This window comes from Kitasatospora sp. NPDC059160 (assembly GCF_042755465.1).
Taxonomy (GTDB): domain Bacteria; phylum Actinomycetota; class Actinomycetes; order Streptomycetales; family Streptomycetaceae; genus Kitasatospora.
In genome coordinates this window covers 68,314-85,876 of the sequence record NZ_JBHZCN010000002.1, presented here as the reverse complement: position 1 = coordinate 85,876, position 17,563 = coordinate 68,314, and the positions used below count along the sequence as shown (strand labels likewise).

Annotated in this window: 19 protein-coding genes; 7 read left to right on the top strand and 12 right to left on the bottom strand. The window is 73.5% G+C overall.

The annotated features are described in order from the left end of the window. Positions 1–118 precede the first annotated feature (118 nt). Entirely contained in the window at positions 119–1,543 is a 1,425-nt protein-coding gene (locus ACFXOZ_RS01395) for a pyridoxal phosphate-dependent decarboxylase family protein (RefSeq protein ID WP_380586366.1), read from the top strand. 145 nt (positions 1,544–1,688) lie between these two features. Here ACFXOZ_RS01395 and ACFXOZ_RS01390 read toward each other — a convergent pair whose 3' ends face one another. Continuing rightward, the gene (locus tag ACFXOZ_RS01390; protein WP_380524536.1) at positions 1,689–2,135 is read right to left on the bottom strand and encodes a hypothetical protein; all 447 of its coding nucleotides are present in this window, start codon (positions 2,133–2,135) and stop codon (positions 1,689–1,691) included. A 199-nt stretch (positions 2,136–2,334) separates the two neighbouring features. Between ACFXOZ_RS01390 and ACFXOZ_RS01385 the strand changes: the two genes are divergently transcribed. Then, positions 2,335–2,772 (top strand): PPOX class F420-dependent oxidoreductase, encoded by a 438-nt coding sequence (locus ACFXOZ_RS01385; protein ID WP_380524535.1) that lies wholly within the window; start codon positions 2,335–2,337, stop codon positions 2,770–2,772. 188 nt (positions 2,773–2,960) lie between these two features. On the opposite strand, the gene ACFXOZ_RS01380 is transcribed toward ACFXOZ_RS01385, so the two are convergent. The 4 genes from ACFXOZ_RS01380 to ACFXOZ_RS01365 form a co-directional block, all read right to left on the bottom strand. Then, positions 2,961–3,752 carry a putative protein N(5)-glutamine methyltransferase gene (locus tag ACFXOZ_RS01380; protein ID WP_380524534.1) on the bottom strand — a complete coding sequence of 264 codons (792 nt, stop codon included), beginning with the start codon at positions 3,750–3,752 and terminating at the stop codon, positions 2,961–2,963. Between the two features lie 259 nt (positions 3,753–4,011). After that, positions 4,012–6,096 carry an NAD-dependent DNA ligase LigA gene (ligA, locus tag ACFXOZ_RS01375; RefSeq protein WP_380586363.1) on the bottom strand — a complete coding sequence of 695 codons (2,085 nt, stop codon included), beginning with the start codon at positions 6,094–6,096 and terminating at the stop codon, positions 4,012–4,014. A gap of 145 nt (positions 6,097–6,241) precedes the next feature. After that, a complete protein-coding gene (locus ACFXOZ_RS01370) occupies positions 6,242–7,054 on the bottom strand; it encodes a BTAD domain-containing putative transcriptional regulator (RefSeq protein ID WP_380524539.1) in 813 nt (270 codons plus the stop codon). Between the two features lie 343 nt (positions 7,055–7,397). Further along, a complete protein-coding gene (locus ACFXOZ_RS01365; RefSeq protein ID WP_380586360.1) occupies positions 7,398–8,123 on the bottom strand; it encodes a ScbR family autoregulator-binding transcription factor in 726 nt (241 codons plus the stop codon). A gap of 372 nt (positions 8,124–8,495) precedes the next feature. Here ACFXOZ_RS01365 and ACFXOZ_RS01360 point away from each other — a divergent pair, with 372 nt between their 5' ends. After that, complete coding sequence (locus tag ACFXOZ_RS01360) at positions 8,496–8,942, top strand: ArsR/SmtB family transcription factor (protein WP_380524530.1); 447 nt, start codon at positions 8,496–8,498, stop codon at positions 8,940–8,942. Then, positions 8,939–9,436, top strand: a complete 498-nt coding sequence (locus ACFXOZ_RS01355; protein WP_380586357.1) for an SRPBCC family protein — start codon at positions 8,939–8,941, stop codon at positions 9,434–9,436. Before ACFXOZ_RS01360 ends, ACFXOZ_RS01355 begins: the two co-directional genes overlap by 4 nt. A 13-nt stretch (positions 9,437–9,449) precedes the next feature. Here ACFXOZ_RS01355 and ACFXOZ_RS01350 read toward each other — a convergent pair whose 3' ends face one another. Next, on the bottom strand, positions 9,450–9,854 hold the full coding sequence (locus ACFXOZ_RS01350) for a RidA family protein (protein WP_380524527.1): 405 nt from the start codon (positions 9,852–9,854) through the stop codon (positions 9,450–9,452). Between the two features lie 240 nt (positions 9,855–10,094). On the opposite strand from ACFXOZ_RS01350, the gene ACFXOZ_RS01345 reads away from it, so the two are divergent. After that, entirely contained in the window at positions 10,095–10,766 is a 672-nt protein-coding gene (locus ACFXOZ_RS01345; RefSeq protein WP_380524526.1) for a C40 family peptidase, read from the top strand. Positions 10,767–10,794: 28 nt separating this feature from the next. Here ACFXOZ_RS01345 and ACFXOZ_RS01340 read toward each other — a convergent pair whose 3' ends face one another. Beyond that, positions 10,795–11,256, bottom strand: a complete 462-nt coding sequence (locus ACFXOZ_RS01340) for a MarR family winged helix-turn-helix transcriptional regulator (RefSeq protein WP_380586354.1) — start codon at positions 11,254–11,256, stop codon at positions 10,795–10,797. 71 nt (positions 11,257–11,327) lie between these two features. Here ACFXOZ_RS01340 and ACFXOZ_RS01335 point away from each other — a divergent pair, with 71 nt between their 5' ends. Beyond that, positions 11,328–11,738 (top strand): VOC family protein, encoded by a 411-nt coding sequence (locus tag ACFXOZ_RS01335; protein WP_380586351.1) that lies wholly within the window; start codon positions 11,328–11,330, stop codon positions 11,736–11,738. Between the two features lie 48 nt (positions 11,739–11,786). Here ACFXOZ_RS01335 and ACFXOZ_RS01330 read toward each other — a convergent pair whose 3' ends face one another. From ACFXOZ_RS01330 to ACFXOZ_RS01310, 5 genes are all read right to left on the bottom strand, one after another. Beyond that, complete coding sequence (locus ACFXOZ_RS01330; RefSeq protein ID WP_380524523.1) at positions 11,787–12,335, bottom strand: hypothetical protein; 549 nt, start codon at positions 12,333–12,335, stop codon at positions 11,787–11,789. Positions 12,336–12,464: 129 nt separating this feature from the next. Then, positions 12,465–13,637, bottom strand: a complete 1,173-nt coding sequence (gene thrS, locus ACFXOZ_RS01325; RefSeq protein ID WP_380586527.1) for a threonine--tRNA ligase — start codon at positions 13,635–13,637, stop codon at positions 12,465–12,467. Positions 13,638–13,993: 356 nt separating this feature from the next. Further along, positions 13,994–14,728 carry a leucine-rich repeat domain-containing protein gene (locus tag ACFXOZ_RS01320; protein WP_380586524.1) on the bottom strand — a complete coding sequence of 245 codons (735 nt, stop codon included), beginning with the start codon at positions 14,726–14,728 and terminating at the stop codon, positions 13,994–13,996. A gap of 50 nt (positions 14,729–14,778) precedes the next feature. Further along, positions 14,779–15,438, bottom strand: a complete 660-nt coding sequence (locus ACFXOZ_RS01315) for a TetR/AcrR family transcriptional regulator (RefSeq protein WP_380524521.1) — start codon at positions 15,436–15,438, stop codon at positions 14,779–14,781. A gap of 102 nt (positions 15,439–15,540) precedes the next feature. Then, the gene (locus ACFXOZ_RS01310) at positions 15,541–16,452 is read right to left on the bottom strand and encodes a 3-hydroxyacyl-CoA dehydrogenase family protein (protein WP_380586348.1); all 912 of its coding nucleotides are present in this window, start codon (positions 16,450–16,452) and stop codon (positions 15,541–15,543) included. 171 nt (positions 16,453–16,623) lie between these two features. Between ACFXOZ_RS01310 and ACFXOZ_RS01305 the strand changes: the two genes are divergently transcribed. Beyond that, positions 16,624–17,376 carry an acetoacetate decarboxylase gene (locus tag ACFXOZ_RS01305; RefSeq protein WP_380398619.1) on the top strand — a complete coding sequence of 251 codons (753 nt, stop codon included), beginning with the start codon at positions 16,624–16,626 and terminating at the stop codon, positions 17,374–17,376. Positions 17,377–17,563 lie beyond the last annotated feature (187 nt).

The following is a 17,563-nucleotide window of genomic DNA, read 5'->3' as shown; positions in this document are numbered from 1 at the left end:
CCCGGTGGCCCGGGCGGTCCCGCCCCCCGACCGCCCGGGCCACCGGCACGGAATTGGCCCGCGACACCCTCTCCGTCCGCCACTAGCCTCGGCCTGACCACCGATCAACGGAGAACCCATGCACCGCGAACTCGCCGCCGACCTCGACCAGTTGCCCGCCCTGTTGGAAGAGGCCCGGCAGCGGGCCGTCGACTTCCTCGGCGGGCTCGACGACCGGCCGGTCATCCCGGAGGAGGCCGGCCGACCGACACCGTCGGAGCCGCTGCGCGAGGACGCCGACGGACTGCGGGCGGCCCTGGCCGAGTTCGGCGAGCGCTGGGAGCCACGGCTGTCGGCCGGCGCCGGGCCGCGCTACTTCGGCTTCGTGACGGGCGGGGCGACCCCGGCCGCGCTGGTGGGCGACTGGCTGACCGCCACCGCCGACCAGAACTCCAACTCCTCGCTCGACCCCGCCGGTCAACACCTGGAGCGGGAGACCGTCGGCTGGCTGCGCGAGCTGTTCGGGCTCTCCCCCGCGCACAGCGGCACCTTCGTCAGCGGCGCCACCCAGTCCAACACGGTCGGACTGGCGATCGCCCGCGAGTGGCTGGGCGAACGCCTCGGGGTCGACGTGGCCGAGGACGGGGTCGCCGCGCTGGGCCGGGTCCGGGTGCTGTCGGGCAGTGCGCACTCCAGCGTGGCCAAGGCGCTGTCCGTCCTGGGCCTCGGCCGCACCGCGCTGACCGCCGTCCCCGCCCTGCCCGGCCGGGAGGCCGTGGACGTGGCCGCCCTGGAGCGGGCCCTCGCCGGGGCCGACGGCCCGTGCGTCGTGGTCGCCAACGCGGGCACCGTGAACACCGTCGACTTCGACGACCTGCGGGCGATCGCCGCCCTCCGCGAGCGGTACCCGTTCTGGCTGCACGTGGACGCCGCCTTCGGCGCCTTCGCCGCGCTCTCCCCCCACCACACCGAGCTGGTCGCCGGGCTCGACCTCGCCGACTCGGTCTGCGTGGACCTGCACAAGTGGCTCAACGTGCCCTACGACAGCGCCGTGCAGTTCACCCGCCGCCGCGACCTCCAGGCCCGGGTCTTCCAGAACGCCGCCGCCTACCTCGGCCCGGTCGGCGACCACCCCGACCTGGTGCACCTGACCCCGGAGAACTCTCACCGCCTGCGCGCCCTGGCCGCCTGGTTCACGCTGCGCGCCTACGGCCGGGCCGGCCACCGCGAGATCGTGGAGCGCAATGTCGCCGGGGCCCGCGCGCTCGGCGCGGCGGTCGAGGCGATCGACGGCCTGCGGCTGCTCGCGCCGGTCCGCCTCAACGTAGTGTGCTTCACCCTCACCGAGGACCCCACCCCGGAGCGCCTCGCCGCCCTCGCCTCCGAGCTCTCCGCGGAAGCCTTCCTCACCCCGACCCGCTACGCCGGCCTGCCCGCCCTGCGCGCGGCGTTCAGCAACTGGCGCACCACGGAGGCGGACGTGCGGCGGACGGCCGCCGCGCTCTCCGCCGCGACCGCCGTGATCACCTCGGCCCACGCCGGCCGGACCCCGCCCGGCGCCTGAGCCCTGGAACCCCGGTCACCGCCCGTATGGTGGCCGGGGTTCCAGGCGTGCGGACGTTCCGGGGTTCGGGCATTCCGGCGTGCGGACGTTCCGAGGTTCGGGCATTCCGGCGTGCGGACGTTCCGGCGTTCGGGCGTTCAGAAGCTCACGGGTGCGCCCCGTCCCCGTACCCGCCCCGCGACAGGTCCGTCAGACCGGCCATCAGTTCGGCATGGGCGAGGTTCAGGAAGCGCAGCGCCCGCCACCGGGGTCTGTGGTCGGGGTGGTCGCGGAAGCCGTCGGCCGTTCCGCACAGCCGCTCCCACCACACCATCACGTCCTGCCGGAGCCGTTGAGTCTCCCCGGGCACTTCGATCCGGTCCTCGACCACCACCTCGCGCCAGGCGACGAGGAGGTCGCCGAGGTGGACGCAGTCGCGGCGGGTGACATCGGCGAGGCGCTCGGCCGCGAAACGGCCGGCGCTGCCCTCGGGCTGGGCCTTGACCACCTCGCCGAGACGGGCCGACAGGAAGGCCTGCAAGGGGAGGACGTCCTCGTGGTGCAGGTCGTCGGAGAACTCCAGCACTTCCCTGGGCCGGTAGTCGGCAGCCATCGCGTGTGCTCCCTCGGTTCGGACCAGCACTCGGTGACGGATCGTCACGCCCTGTCGGCTCCCGACCCTAGCCGCGGCACGGCGGCGGCCACCGGCGATTCCGCAGATCCTCATCTTTCGGGGCCAACCAGGCGCCAGCGGCGCAACACACCTGCCGGGTCCCGCCCTTCACACCGGCGTGAAGCCCGATGATGCTCCCATGACCACCACCACGCGCCCTCCGTACGACCCGTACGCCCTCCTCGCGCAGAGCCGCCTCGGCATCCTCGCCACCATCAAGGCCGACGGCCGGCCCCAGCTCTCGCCGGTGCTGCCGTACTACGACCGCGAGGCGAACGTCCTCCTGATCTCCACCCGGGAGGGACTCGCGAAGACCGCGAACCTTCGCCGGGACCCGCGGGTCAGCCTGGAGGTGACCGCACCGGACGGCCGCTCCTGGGCCACCGCCGAAGGCACCGCTACCCTCACCGGACCGGGCCTCGACCCCGACGGTCCCGAGGTCGAGGCCCTGGTCGACTACTACCGCCGGGCCGCCGGCGAGCACCCCGACTGGGCGGACTACCGCAGGGTCATGGTCGCCGACCGCCGGGTACTGCTCACCATCCCGGTCGACCACGTGTACGGCGCCCGGATCTGACCGGATGACCGGATGACCGGGTGACCGGCGACCGGCGACCGGCGACCGACCAGCCCGGCCCGGCCACCGTCACAGGGGAACGGTGGCCGGGCCGTTGACCGCCCTCGGACGAGCGCCCCCGAACGACCACCCGCCTCCCGGGGCCGACAACCCCCAGGCGCCCCCAGGCGACCACCCGCCGACGACGGTCAGTTCCGGGTCGCCGTGACGACCGTGGCGTCCAGTTCCTCCTCGCGGCTCACCTCCGCCGCCAACCCCGCCGCCCGGGCCACCTCCAGCGCACCGGCCGCCTGCCGCTCGCTGGTCTCGAACAGCAGCGCCCCGCCCGCCGCCAGCCACCCGGGCGCGACCGCGGCCACCCGGCGCAGCACGTCCAGCCCGTCCGCACCGCCGTCCAGCGCGGGCCGGGCCTCGTGCAGTCGCGCCTCGGGCGGCAACAGCTCGACGTCCGCGGTCGGTACGTACGGGACGTTGGCGATCAGTACCTCCACCCGTCCGCGCAGTGCCTCGGGCAGGGGCGCGAAGAGGTCGCCCTCGTAGACCCGCGCGCCCGTCCCGGCCAGATTGCGCCGGGCGCAGCGGACGGCGGCGGGGTCGAGGTCCGCGGCGTACAGCTCGACCGGGTGGTCGACCTGGTCCGCCACGGCGGCGCCGAGGGCACCGCTGCCGCAGCACAGGTCGACCACCACGGCGCCGGGGCCGGCGAGTCGGGCGGCCTCGGCGGCCAGGAACTCGCTGCGGCGGCGCGGGACGAACACGCCGGGGTCGACGGCGATCCGCAGACCCGCGAACTCGGCCCAGCCGACGACGTGTTCGAGCGGTCGGCCCTGGGCGCGGGCCCGGACCATGGCGGCCAGTTCGGCGGGTGAGGCGGCGGCGGTGAGCAGGATCCGGGCCTCGTCCTCGGCGAACACGCAGCCGGCGGCGCGCAGTCGGGAGACGACGGAGGAACGGAGAGCGGCGGAGGAGAAGACCGACAAGGGGATTCCTAGGGCAGGACGGGAGGAGAACGGAGGACTCCGTCAGGGCTCCCGCCAGGGCCGACACCGCGTCGGCGCGCCCGCGCTACGCGCGCGATGCGCCCGCACGGCCGCGCTCCGGGAGCACCCGCTCGGACATACCGGTAATGGGTCTCACCTCCCTGGCTCTCGGTCGTGTTCGTCGTGTACAGCGTCGGCCACCCTACCGCACCGACCGGGCCCACCGACCGGCCGCTGAGCCGTGCGGTCGGCCGCGCGATCAGCCGAGGAAGTCGGCGACTAGGACGGCGAAGTCCTCCGGGGTGGTGACCGGCACCCCGAGCTCCTCCGCCTTGGCCCGCTTGGAGCCCGCCTTCTCCCCCGCGACCAGCAGGGTGGTGCGCTTGGACACCGAGGAGGAGGCCTTGCCGCCCGCACGCTCGATCAGTTCGTTCATCGCGTTGCGGGAGAGCTCGGCCAGGACGCCGGTCATGCTCCCGGTGACCACCACGCTCTGCCCGGCCAGCGGACCGGCCACCGCACCTTCCGTCTCCGCGCCTTCGCCCGCCGCACTGGCAGCGGGATCAGCCGCCGCGACCAGCGGCTCGGTGACCGCCGTCCCCACGCCCTGCTCCGCCAGTCGGTCCAACAGCGGCGCCACGTCGGCGAGTTCGGCCACGATCACGGTCGCCTTCTCCGTTCCGATGCCGTCCACGCCCGCCAGCGCCTCCGCGTCGGCGGCCCGGATCGCGGCCATGCTGCCGAAGTGCGCGGCGATCCGGCGCGACATCGTCCGGCCGGTGCCGCGGATGCCGAGGGCGCAGAACACCCGGTTCAGCGGGCGGGTGCGGGCGGTCTCGATCGCGGCGAGCAGGTTGTCCGCGCTGGTGTCGCCCATCCGCTCCAGCGTGAGCAGTTGTTCCTTGGTCAGGGTGAAGAGGTCGGCGAGGTCGGCGACCAGCCCGGATTCGACCAACTGGACGGCCCGGGTGCCGCCGAGGCCCTCGATGTCGAGCTGGTCGCGCCCGGCCGCGTAGATCACCGAGGCGACGGCCTGGCAGCCGCGGCCGCGCACGCAGCGCCAGCGCTGCTCCGAGCGGTCGATGGCATCGCCGCAGCGCGGACAGGCCTCGGGGAAGGCGATCGGCTGCTCGGCGCCGGTGCGCTCGTCCACCAGCGGCGCCTCGACGCGCGGGATGACGTCGCCGGCGCGGTAGACGAACACCTGGTCGCCGAGCATCAGTCCGCGGCGCTCGATGTCGGCGGGGTTGTGCAGGGTCGCGTAGGTGACGGTGACGCCGTCGATCACCACCGGCTCCAGCACCGCGCGGGGCGCGATGATCCCGGTGCGGCCGACGTTCCACTCCACGGCGAGCAGCCGGGTGACCTTGTGCTGGGCCTGGAGCTTGCGGGCGACCGCCCAGCGCGGCGCGCGGGAACCGGAACCGGCCTCCTCCTGGTCGGCGACCGCGTCCGCCTTGACCACGACGCCGTCGATGCCGAAGGGCAGTGCGGCGCGCAGCGCGGCGATCTCCTCGATCCGCTGCTCGGCCTCGGCGAGCGTGGCGCAGCGGCGGGGCGCGGCCGCGGTGGTGGCGGCGGTGTTGGCGCCGAGTCCGGCGATACGGGCGAGCAGCGCGGCGTGGTCCAGGCCGGGCAGGCCGGGCAGGCCGTGGGCGTCGTAGCCGAAGAAGGTGAGCTCGACCCGGTACGGGCGGTCCTTGGCCCGCAGGGTGCCGGCGGCGCCGCTGCGCGGGTGGGCGAAGGGGGTGGCGCCGTGGGCGGTGCGCACGGCGTTGGCCGCTTCGAACTGTTCGTGGGTGAGCAGCACCTCGCCGCGCAGTTCCACGTCGAGCGGCTCGCTGAGCCGGGCGGGCAGGCCGAGCACGGCGTCGGCGGCGTGGGTGATGTCCTCCCCGGCCAGGCCGTCGCCCCGGGTGAGCACCTGGTGCAGCCGGCCGGCCCGGTAGCGGGCGGCGACCGCGAGGCCGTCCAGCTTGGGCTCGACGCACCAGGCGGCGACCGGTCTGCCGAGCCGGCGCTCCAGCCCGGCGGCCCAGGACTCCAGTTCCTCGGCGGAGAAGACGTTGTCGAGCGAGAGCATCGGCGTGCTGTGCGGGACGTCGCCGACGACCGCGCCGCCGGCCACCTTGCCGGTGGGCGACTCGGGCAGCACCTGCTCGGGGTGCGCGCGCTCGTAGGCCTCGATCCCCCGGACCAGGGCGTCGTACTCGTCGTCCCCGAGCGGGGTGGAGCCGTCGCCGTAGTACGCCCCGGCGGCCCGGACGGCGGTGGCGACGGCGTCGGCGTAGGCCTGCGGGGAGGCGAGGGTGGCGGGGGTGGCCGTGGTGGCTGCGTCCTTCATACCGCCATCATGGCGAGGCGCACTGACATTCGACCCGGTTCGGCGCGGGCGGGCCCGGGAACGGGTACCCGATCGGCCGAGTGAACCGGTTGCTCCGGGCGAACCAGATGCTCCGAGCCGTCCGGGTGGGCCGACGGCGGGCCGGCTACGGCGCCGCCGGCGCGGGTTCGCGCTCCGCCCCCTCCGAGCCGGCCAGCAGGACGGACCGCTGGAGCCGCCGTAACCCGGCGGACGGTTCCATGCCCAACTCCCGCACCAAGGTGGCGCGCAGGCGCTGGTAGGCCGCCAGGGCCTCGCCCCGGCGGCCGGAGCGGTGCAGGGCGATCATGTACTGGCCGTGCAGGCTCTCGTGGGTGCGGTAGCGGTCGACCAGTACGGTCAGCTCCGCCAGCAGGGCCCGGTGCCGTCCCAGCCGCAGGTCGGCCTCGATCCGCTGGTCCAGCGCGCAGAGCCGGGCCTCTTCCAACCGCTGCGCCTCAACGGCGAGTTGGCCGCCCGCCGGGACGTCCGCGAAGGCCGGTCCGCGCCACAGCGCCAGCGCCTCGCCGAGCGTCCGGGCGGCCTGCGGATGGTCGCCCTCGCCCATCGCCCGGTGGCCCGCCCCGGCCAGCCGCTCGAACTCCCGCACGTCCAGCGTCCCGTTGCCGCTGTTCAGCAGGTAGCCGCCGGGCGAGGTCACCAGGACGTCCTTGGCGCAGGAGACCCCGGCGGGCGCAGCGGCCCGGGCGAGCGCCCGGTCGATCAGGTCACGCAGGTGCAGGACGTAGGTCTGCACGGTGGTGCGCGCCGTGCGCGGCGGGCGGCCGGACCACAGCTCCTCGGCCAGCACCCCGGCCGGGACCACCTGGTCCGCTCGCACTGCCAGCAAGCCCAGCACCTGGCGGGGCTTGGGCGCCGTCGGCACCACCGACTCCCCGCACACCCGGACGTCCAGCGCCCCGAGCACCCTGATCTCCACGATGACCACCCCCATCACGCGGAACGCCACGGCCCCTCCGCCGCAGCGCCTCCGCCACAGCCGACCCCGAGTCGACACCCCTGGGTCAACCGTCCGTCCTCAGTGAAAAACAGCACGTGCGGTTTGTCAATACAAAACCGTACGCGCTGTTTTTTACGGAATCGAGCGCCGACCTTCACCGGGCGACCCACCACCGGGGCCCCGCGTCCGCACGTGATCACCCTCCGCGCCCACCCCCGGACAAACCGAAGGCGGCGCCGGCCCCCTGGGCCTCGCGCCGCCACCTGTACCCAACTCATCTGGCCCCGGGGCCCGTTGCCGCCCGTACCGCGCGGCCCGCCGGTCAGCCCACCCCGACCCCGTCCGCGACACCCGCCGTCTCCGACCCCGCCGACGATCCGTCAGCAGCACCCTCCGCCGCCCGGGCCGCCGCAACCTCGGCGACCACCTGCCCCCCGCGGTCCGGCCCCATCTGCAACGAGCCGAGCACCCCGGGCACCGCGACGCTCGGCATCAGGTGCTGGAACAGCCCGGACACCCGCAGTTCCAGGTCGGCCCGGCCGGAGAGCTTCTGCGACTGGATCTGAACACCCGTCCAGGCAGCGGTGATCAGCCAGGCGGTGTCGGCCGGGACGATGTGCGGCAGCAGTTCGCCCCGGTCGCCGGCGGCGACCAACAGCGCCTCCATCCGGCCGATCCAGCCGGGGATCGCACCGCTGCCGAAGTCGTCAGACACGTCCTGGCCGAGCGAGAGCCGGGCACCGGCGCTGAGCAGCGGATCGCGCGGCATCAGGTGCGCCACCACCATCCCGGTGTCCACGAACTCCTGGAGTTTGCAGCTCCGTTCCGGCACTCCGTCCTGGACGAACTGCTCCTCGACGACTCCCTGCGCGAGGTCCCGCTTCGAGGCGAAGTGGAAGTACACCGCACCGCGCGTCACACCCGCCCGGGAGACCACCTCCCCGATGGTCGCGCCCTCGTAGCCGAACTCGTCGAAGACCGACGCCGCGGCCTCCAGGATCAGCCGGCGCGTCCGGAGCGCCCGCTCCTGCCGTACCACCGCAACCACCCCGCCCTGCGCTCCGGGAAAACCAAACCAAACACCCCGTATCTTAGCTACGGGCGCCCAACGGGCGACAAGACGATGCCCACGAGGCAGCCGAATCGCCCTCTCTTCCCCCACCTGCCCGCACAGTTGCCGTCAACGGTCCGCCAGTTCCCGACTCGGCGATCAGGGGTCGCACCTCCCGATGGATCGGCCGAACAGTGCGACCGCCGCCTCGTAGTACTGCCAAGAAACCGAATGAACGGTTTCTTCCTCCGGACACCAGCTGCCAAAGCTCCGCTTCCGCGACTTCCACAACCAATCGGTTGAACAAGCAGGCGGGCAGGGGTAGCGTGGTTGTCAACCAATCGGTTGAGGAAGAACAGAGGTGCCACCGTGGCCGTCGACCAGCTCTCCCGGGCGTTCGTCGCCCTGGCCGATCCGACCCGGCGCGACATCGTCGCCCGGCTCTCGGTCCGGGACGCGACCGTCGGCGAGTTGGCGGAGTCCTATGCGATGTCCATGCAGGCCGTCTCCAAGCACCTCAAGGTGCTGGAGGAGGCCGGGCTGGTCAGCCGCAGCCGGGACGCCCAGCGGCGGCCGTGCCACCTGGAGCCGCAGGTGTTGGACTTGATGACGAGCTGGATCGAGCGCTACCGCCGCCGGGCCGAGGAACGCTTCCTCCGCCTGGACGCCGTCCTCGCGGCCATGGGCGACAGCGACGCCACCGACGAGAACGCCGCCACCGCCCCGACCCAGGATGCGACCCCGGACACCGGCACCCACTCCCGCACCGACCGCTTCACCGCACCCACCGCACCCACCGAAGGAGACCCGTCATGACCTCCACCACCGGCCGCGAGACCCGCATCGAGGCGGACCCGGCCCTGCCCACCATCCGGATCGTCCGCGAGTTCGACGCCCCCCAGGAGCGGGTCTTCCGGGCCTGGATCGAGCCCGGGCTGGTCGCGCAGTGGCTCGGCCCCGAGGACCTCGACCTGAAGATCGACGAGTGGGAGGCCCGCACCGGCGGCCACTACCGCTACTCCGTGCACCGCGAGGGCCAGGAGGTCGCCGCCTTCTACGGCTCCTTCCACGAAATCCGGCCGGCCACCCGACTCGTTCAGACCTTCACCTTCGAGGGCGTGCCGGACGGCGTCTCGCTGGACACCGCCGTCTTCGAGCCCGTCGGCGAGGGCCGCACCCGGGTCACCGTCCTGTCGGTGGTCGACAACCTGGTGGCCCGGGACGCGATCCTGGCCAGCGGAATGGAGCGCGGCGTGACCGAGGGCTACCGGAAGCTGGACGCCCTGCTCGCCGCCGCCTCCTCCTCCTGAGCACCCGGGTCCGTCAGGGCAGCACGGCCACCGCCTCCACCTCCACCAGCTGGTCCGTGTAGCCGAGCACCGAGACGCCGAGCAGCGTGCTGGGGGCGTCGTGCTCCCCCAGGTACTCCCGGTACACGTTCCACACCTTCACCAAGTCCGCCTGGTTGCCGGAGGCCACGTACACGGTGGTCCGCGCGATGTCCGTGAGCCCAGCGCCCGCGTCCTCCAGCACGGTTATCAGATTGCGCATCACCTGGTGGGCCTGGCCCTCGTAGTCGCCGACCGCGACCGTACGGCCCTCCTCGTCCAACGGGCAGGCCCCGGCGAGCCAGAGCGAGCGGACCGGGGCGTCGACCACCGCCGCGTAGGCGTAGTCGACGGCCTGGGTCAGGCGGGTGTTGCGGACCAGCTTGACCGCGCTGTTCATGGGGCCTCCGAGGGGATCGCGACCGAACGTTCGCGCTCATCGTTGGCCTCGGACGAACGGGCGTCAAACCGATTTCGGGCGAAACCCCTTCCGTACCAAGGCCCGTGTGCCCACGATTCACCGTTGTGGGTGATGGCGGACGACACCCCCAGACGTCGATCCTGGTGCCGACCCACGCCGGCACCCCGATCGACCACCGTCGGCCGCGACCGGCCACCCCCAGCCAGAAGGAGTCGACCGATGGAGCCCCAACCCCCCGAGTACGACCGGGTGTCCGGTGTCGGACGCCGGCGGGTGCTCGGCCTCGCCCTCGGCGCCGGCCTCACCCCGGCCCTCGCCGCAGCGTCCCAACCCGCCCACGCCGCACCGCCGTCCGACGCCCGCACCGACCCGGCACCCACCGACCCTGCGCCCACCGACCCCGTCGGCACCGAACCCGCCGCCGCCCTCGGCCGGCGGGTCGTCACGGTGGCCGAGACCCAACTCGGCCTCCCGTACGCCTGGGGCGGCGGCGACCGGCTGGGCCCGGGCCTCGGCTTCTGCGACGGCGAGAACGGCTACCTGAACGGCGTGTGCATGGGCGAGAGCACGGTCGGCTTCGACTGCAGCGGGCTGTCCCTGTACTGCTGGTACCGCGCCAGCCACGGCACCATCGAGCTCGCGCACTACACCGTGGCCCAGTTCAACCGCAGCGCCCCGGTCGACCGTGACGCCCTGGGCCCCGGCGACCTGCTGTTCTTCTCCCGCCCCGACGCCCCGCTGCACCACGTCGGCATCTACACGGGCGACGGCGCGATGATCCACGCCGAGCGGACCGGCACCCTGATCGCCCGGGTCGAGCACGTGCTCGACATCCCGCGCTGGGCGAACGAGTTCGCCGGCGCCCGCCGCCCCGGAGCGGTGCCCACGTAGCCCGTCCGGTGGATCACGCGGGGGCGTGTCACTCCGGCATCCCCTGCTCCACCCGCAGCAGCAGGTCGTGCAGCACCCGGCGCTCCGCCGGGTCGAGCGGGGCCAGCACCTCGTCCTGCACCGCCCGGGCCCGCGCCTCCAGCTCGGCGAGCAGCGCCCGCCCGTCGGCGGTGACCGACACCGAGACCCGCCGGCGGTCCGCCTGGTCCCGGCTGCGCTCGACGTACCCGGCCGCGCCGAGCTGGTCGGCGACCTTGGCGAGGTCGCTCGGGTCGATGCCCAGCCGCCGGACCAGGTCCCGCTGCGCCTGCGGACCGAAGTCGACGAGGGCCGCCAGCACGGCCATGTCCCAGAGCCGCAGGCCGCGTTCGGCCAGTTGCCCGGCGAGTCGCGCCCGCGCGGTGCGACCGGTCCGGGCGAGCAGGAAGGTGCTGAGGCCCAGCAGTGTCGGCGGCAGCGCGTCGGGCGGGGCGGGGTTCTCGGAGGCCATGGCGACATTCTAGGGTCGATCCCTATAGTGGGTGTCAACCCACTGATTCAGATCCCCGCTGGAGCCCGACCGTGGACGCCCTCTACCCCCGCCTGCTCGTCACCCGCTTCGCCGAGACCTTCGGCTTCTACCGCGCCGTCCTCCCCGCTCTCACCGGCGCCACCCTGGTCAAGGGCACGCCCGAGGGCCCGTACGCCAACTGGGACGTCGACGGGCAGGCCGTCCTGGTGCTGTTCGACCGCGCCGCGATGTCCGCCACGCTGGGCACCACCGGGCTGCCAGCCCGCCCGGCCACCCCCACCCAGGACACCGCGATGCTGGTCCTCCGGGTCGGCGACGTGGACGAAGCCCTCGCCCTCTGCCTCCGGCACGGCGGCGTCCTCGCCGTCCCGGCCACCGACCACCCCGAGTGGGGTCCCGGCCTGCGCAGCGCCCACCTGCGCGACCCCGAGGGCCACCTGATCGAGCTGCAGTCCTACTGACCGTGACCGCCGGGGCGCGCTCCCGGCGGTCGACGACGCCCGGGGCGTTCAGCGGTGGAAGACCTGCAGTTCGCGGACCGCGTCGTTGAAGTTGGCGCCCAGCTGGGCCGCCGGGAGGTCCGTGGTCTTCTCCACGCCGAGGGTCGACCAGAGGTGGACGGCGTTGCAGTTGTTGTAGCCCTTCATCGAGGAGACGCTCAGCGCCACGTCGATGTAGTTGACCAGGTGGTAGCCGGTGCCGTCGCAACCGCCGGCGTCACCGTAGAAGGAGTAGATGACGCCGCCCTGGTAGTCGATGTCCTTGAACTCCTCCAGCAGCAGCGTCCGGTCGGCCGGCTGGTCTGCACCGCGGGTGAGGGTCCGGCCGTCGGCCAGGGCGAGCGCGTCGGCGCGGGAGTCCGGCGAGCAGGCCCGGCCGAGCACCGGCGACGCGCCGTCGGCGCCGGGCAGGTGGCCGAGGACGGCCGCGCAGTACTGGACCTCGGGGACGGGCAGCGGGCGGAGCCCGGCCGAGCTCGCCGGGGCGGCGGCCACCGCCCCGGCGAGGGTCAGGCAGGCGGCGAGGGCGGGAGCGACGAAGCTGCGCGGTCTGCGCACGGTTACCTCCGGAAGGGTGGGGACAGCGGCGGCGGGGGACTCGGCCGCCCCGCCCATTCGACGGGCGGCCCTCGCCGCCGGCCCCGCCGACACACCGCGCAGCGCACTAGTCGTACGTATGCTCCCGGTTCACTCGGCCGGGGCGTCCCGCCACGGCTCGGCGCTACAGTCCGCGACCAGCGCGCCGATCCGCGCCCAGGCCTCCTCCGCCGCCATCGGCTCCAGCCGGCGGCCGTCCCGCAGCCGCAGCGCGACCCGGCCGTCCGCGGCCTCCCTGGCGCCGATCACCGCCTGGTAGGGCACCAGCCGGGCCTCCCGGATCCGGGCGCCCAGGCTGCCGTGCTCCGGTCCGGCGACCTCGGCCCGCAGCCCGAGGTCCAGGCAGCGCTGCCGCAGCCGCTCGGTCTGCGGCAGCTCGGCGTCGGAGATCGGCAGCAGCACCACCTGGGCCGGTGCCAGCCAGGCCGGGAACGCCCCGCCGTACAGCTCGATCAGGTGGGCGACCACCCGTTCGACGCTGCCGATCACGCTGCGGTGCACCATCACCGGCCGGTGCTTGGCGCCGTCCGCGCCGATGTAGTGCAGGTTGAAGCGCTCGGGCTGGTGGAAGTCGATCTGGACGGTGGAGAGGGTGAACTCCCGCCCGGCGCCGTCGGCGATCTGCACGTCGATCTTGGGCCCGTAGAACGCGGCCTCGCCCTCCGCCGCCTCGAACGGCACCCCGGAGCGCTCCAGTACGTCGGTCAGCAGCGCGGTGGCCCGCCGCCACAGCTGCGGGTCGGCCACGTACTTGCCGCCCTCGCCGGGCAGCGACAGCCGGTAGCGGACCGGCTTGATGCCGAGCGCCCGGTGCGCCTCACGGATCAGCTCCAGGGCGGCGACGGCCTCGTCGGCGGCCTGCTCCGGGGTGCAGAAGACGTGCGCGTCGTTCAGCTGGATCGCCCGGACCCTGGTCAGCCCGCCGAGCACGCCGGACAGCTCGGAGCGGTACATGCCACCCAACTCGGCCATCCGCAGCGGGAGTTCCCGATAGCTGTGCGGACGGGAGCGGAAGATCAGCGCGTGGTGCGGGCACAGGCTCGGGCGCAGCACCATCTCCTCCGAGCCGAGTTGCATGGGTGGGAACATGTCCTCGCGGTAGTGGTCCCAGTGGCCGGAGATCTCGTACAGCTCGCGCTTGCCGAGCACCGGCGAGTAGACGTGGCGGTAGCCCGCCCGGCGCTCGCGGCCGCGGATGAACTCCTCCAGGGTGTGCCGGATCGCCGCGCCGTCGGGCAGCCAGTACGGCAGGCCGGAGCCCATCAGCGGGTCGGTGTCGAAGAGGTCGAGTTCGCGGCCGAGCTTGCGGTGGTCGTGCGCGGGTCGGTCGTGCGCGGGGGCGGGGCGGTCGTGCGCGGGGGCGGGGCGGTCGTGCGCGGGGGCGGGGGCGGGGCGGTCGTTCACGAGGCGGTCGTTCATGGGGATGGTCTCCACTCGGGATCCGCGGGCGAGTGGGGACGGGAACGACGAAGCCCCGGGGCACTCGCCCCGGGGCTTCGGACTAGGTCAGCAGTCAGAGCGCCGGGACTCTTTCCGGCGTCGTCGTGGCGAGTGCAGCGCGCTTCATGCCTTCCACGGTAGCAGCACCCGGACCTTGGCGTTGATCTTTATGGGAGAGCTCACATCAGCAGGGCGCAGCCGCGCTCGGCGAGCGCCTCCCGCACGCGGTCCGACACCTGGACGTCGTTCCACCGCAGGTCGAGCTTCTCCAGCGCGGGCAGTGCGGCCGGGTCGGCCAGCCAGTCCGGCAGTCCGGTGATCCCGTTGCTGCGCAGGTCGATCCGGCGCAGCCGCGGCAGCCCGGCCAGGACGGCGGGCAGCTCGGCGAGGGCGTTCTCCCGCAGTTCCAGCTCGCGCAGTTCGGAGAGCAGCCCGAAGGAGGCCGGGAGGGCGGTCAACTCGTTCCCGCGCAGCCAGAGTTCACGCAACTCGCCGAGGGCGCCGATGGACTCGGGCAGGACGCCGAGCCGGTTGTGCTGGGCCCGCAGTTCGACCAGTTCGGTCATCTTGCCGATGGCGAACGGGAGTTCGGTGAGCTGGTTCTCGCCGACGTTGAGGTAGCGGAGTTCGGTGAGCTTCCCGATGTCGTCCGGCAGGACGGTCAGCTGGTTGTCGTGCAGGTAGAGGAAGTCCCGCAACCAGGTGAGCCGGGTCAGCTCGGCGGGCACCTCGGTGAACAGGTTGTGGCCGAGGTCGAGGGTGCGCAGCCGCATCAACCGGCTGATGCCGGGCGGGATTTCGGAGAGCGCGCCTTCGGCGAGGATGAGCACGGTCAGGTCGTTGCGGTCCCACACCGAGCTGAGCACCTCGGCGGCCACCGGGCCGAGCGGCTGCCGCCAGAGGTTGAGCGTCATGTCTGTCACGTCCACCATTGTCCGCCTCGGCAGAGCGGGGCCGGACAGGCCTACCGGGGAGCCGTGGGGTGGAACAGCCCGTCGACGACGCGGTGCAGCAGGTCCTCCGGGAACTCGGCGAGGTCGCCGCGGGCCTCCTCGGTGAGGCGCATGGCGGTGGCGCCCTCGTGCAGGATGACGAGCAACCGGGCGAGGTCGCGCGGGCTGATCTCCGGGGCGTGGTCGGTGGCCTCCCCGATCAGCTCGACCAGTCCGTCGATCAGCCGGGCCTCGTGCTCGGCGAGGCTGCGGGCGACCTCCGGGTGCCGGGCGGCGTGCAGGGTGAACTCCATCGAGAGCAGGAACCAGCCCTCGTCCACCCGCCGCCGGTCGGCCAGTTCGCGCAGCAGCCGGGACGGCACATCCTGGGCGGCGGCGCTACCGGAAGCGGCGGCGGCAGTGGCGCTGTCAAAAGCGGCAGTGGCAGCGGCGGCGGTGAAGGCGCTGCGCAGGTCGGCGAGCAGCCGGTCGATCTGCTGGTCGTAGAGGGCGAGGAACAGCTGTTCCTTGTCCTGGTAGTTGGAGTAGAAGGCGCCCCGGGTCAGCCCGGCGCGGGCGACGATGTCACGGATCGAGGTGGCGTGGAAGCCGTGCTCGGTGAACAGGGCGAGGGCGCTGTCGTTCAGGGCGGCGACGGTCAGCGGGCGCCGCTTCGTGGGTGACTTGGGCACGAACTGCGGTCCTCGGGTCTCGTTCTTCGCTCGGCGGTGCCGACGGCGGCCCCGGACCCAGTCTACGGGTGGACCGGGGCCGCCCGCCCCGCCGGAGAGCCCTCAGGCGGCCGCAGCGCCCTCCCGGTCCCTGTCCCCGGCCCCGTCCCTGGCCCCGGCCTCGTACTCGTAGAAGCCGCGCCCGGCCTTGACGCCGAGTCGGCCGGACCCGACGTACTCCGCCAGCAGGGTGCGCGGTCCGTCCGGCAGGCCCGGGCGTTCGGCCGCGTAGTGCTGCTCGATGTCCAGCACCACGTCCAGGCCGACCTGGTCCATCGCGCGGAACGGGCCACCGCGCAGGCCGGTGTTGACGGACCACATGGCGTCCACCTCCTCGGCGGTGGCCACGCCCTCGGCGACCACGGCGAGCGACTCGCGCTTGATGGCCGCCCAGATGCGGTTGAAGATGAAGCCGGTGCTCTCCCGGCGCGCCTCGAACGGGAACACGCCGTGCCGCGGCAGTTCCGCCAACAGCAGGTCGATGACCGCCCGGCTGGTGCGGCCGCTGGACATCACGTCCACCGCGTTCTGGGTCGGCGGCATGTAGAAGTGGATGTTGACCAGCCGCTCGGGCTCGCGCACCCGGTCGACGAAGTGGCTGGTCGGGTAGGACGAGGAGTTGCTGCCCAGGATCGCGTCCGGGTCGGCGTGCCGGTCCAGGTCGGCGAAGACCCGCTGCTTGAGCTCGGGGCGCTCCGGAACCGCCTCGATCACCAGCCAGGCGCCGCGCAGCGCCTCGGCGAGGTCCCCGGTGACGGCGACGGTGCCCGGCCCTCCCGCACCGACGCCGGCGGCGACGGCGGGCAGCTGCTCGGCCACGTAGGCGCCGGCGGCCGCGAGCTGCTCGGCCGAGGGGTCGTAGATCCGCACCTCGCCGCCGTCGGTGGCGAACATCAGGGCGATGCGGCGCCCGAGGGTGCCGGCTCCGACGACGGCGACGGGGCGACCGGTGGGGTCGGGAGTGGTGAACGACATCGAGATCACTTCCTTGGCTGTACTGCGCTCCGAGGGGCCCGGGCCTGCGCCGTGTGGTTCGCGCTTGCCTCACCGCCACCATCGGATGCATGGTGTATCCGATACACATCGTATCCGTTTGGGCGGGCAGCACAACCCCGCCCCGCACATCCCGCCCCCGAGGAGCCCCCGATGCGTTCCGACCAGGTCGTCCGCCACGCCACCACCCCGCTCTCCGCCCCCGTCTACCCGCTGCGCGCCACCCGCTTCACCGACCGCGAGTACCTGAACGTCGTCTACCGGACCGACCCGGAGGCCCTGCGCGCGGTCGTCCCCGAACCGCTGGAGATCGACGAGCCGCTGGTGCGCTTCGAGATCATGAAGATGGGCGAGGTCGACGGCTACGGCCCGTACGTCGAGGCCGGGCAGGTGGTCCCCGTACGCCACGGCGACGAGCACGGTGAGTACCTGCACGCGATGTACCTGGACAACTTCGCCGCCACCGCGGCCGGCCGGGAACTGAGCGCCTACCCCAAGGTGATGGGCTCGCCACGCCTGTTCACCGAGGCCGGGGCGCTGGTCGGCACCCTGGACTACGCCAGCCAGCGGGTCGCCACCGCGACCATGGCCTACAAGTGGCGGCCGCTGGACCGGGAGGAGGCCCGCGCCCAGATCGGCGTGCCGACCTTCGCGGTCAAGGTGGTCCCCGACTACACCGGCGGCCTGCGGGTCTGCGACCTGGTCCGAACCCGGATCACCGACCTCACGGTCAAGGAGGCCTGGACCGGCCCCGCCCGCCTCCAGCTCAACGCCCACGTCATGGCACCCCTGGCCGACCTGCCGGTGCTGGAGGTGGTCTCCGCGAGCCACGTCCTCACCGACCTGACCCTCTCCCCCGTCACCCCGGTGCACGACTACCTCGCGGAGCAGCGCCGCCCCGCCTGATGCCACCGGCGACGCCGGGCCGGTCGGACGGGTCGGACCGGTCGGACCGGTCGGACCGGTCGGACCGGTCGGACCGGTCGGACCGGTTGCTCCCGCAACGCCGCTGCCGGGCGCAGAAGTTGGGAGTACCCGTTTGCACCCCGCCGGTCCGGGCACTGGCCTACGATGCCGACTGCCGGCGCTTCCG

Excerpts from the sequence above, each read along its gene's own strand:
- ACFXOZ_RS01395 (WP_380586366.1), top strand. The coding sequence starts at position 119 with ATGCACCGCGAACTCGCCGCCGACCTCGACCAGTTGCCCGCCCTGTTG.
- ACFXOZ_RS01390 (WP_380524536.1), bottom strand. The coding sequence starts at position 2,135 with ATGGCTGCCGACTACCGGCCCAGGGAAGTGCTGGAGTTCTCCGACGAC.
- ACFXOZ_RS01385 (WP_380524535.1), top strand. The coding sequence starts at position 2,335 with ATGACCACCACCACGCGCCCTCCGTACGACCCGTACGCCCTCCTCGCG.
- ligA (WP_380586363.1), bottom strand. The coding sequence starts at position 6,096 with ATGAAGGACGCAGCCACCACGGCCACCCCCGCCACCCTCGCCTCCCCG.
- ACFXOZ_RS01355 (WP_380586357.1), top strand. The coding sequence starts at position 8,939 with ATGACCTCCACCACCGGCCGCGAGACCCGCATCGAGGCGGACCCGGCC.
- ACFXOZ_RS01350 (WP_380524527.1), bottom strand. The coding sequence starts at position 9,854 with ATGAACAGCGCGGTCAAGCTGGTCCGCAACACCCGCCTGACCCAGGCC.
- ACFXOZ_RS01345 (WP_380524526.1), top strand. The coding sequence starts at position 10,095 with ATGGAGCCCCAACCCCCCGAGTACGACCGGGTGTCCGGTGTCGGACGC.
- ACFXOZ_RS01340 (WP_380586354.1), bottom strand. The coding sequence starts at position 11,256 with ATGGCCTCCGAGAACCCCGCCCCGCCCGACGCGCTGCCGCCGACACTG.
- thrS (WP_380586527.1), bottom strand. The coding sequence starts at position 13,637 with ATGGGCTCCGGCCTGCCGTACTGGCTGCCCGACGGCGCGGCGATCCGG.
- ACFXOZ_RS01320 (WP_380586524.1), bottom strand. The coding sequence starts at position 14,728 with ATGACGCTCAACCTCTGGCGGCAGCCGCTCGGCCCGGTGGCCGCCGAG.
- ACFXOZ_RS01310 (WP_380586348.1), bottom strand. The coding sequence starts at position 16,452 with ATGTCGTTCACCACTCCCGACCCCACCGGTCGCCCCGTCGCCGTCGTC.
- ACFXOZ_RS01305 (WP_380398619.1), top strand. The coding sequence starts at position 16,624 with ATGCGTTCCGACCAGGTCGTCCGCCACGCCACCACCCCGCTCTCCGCC.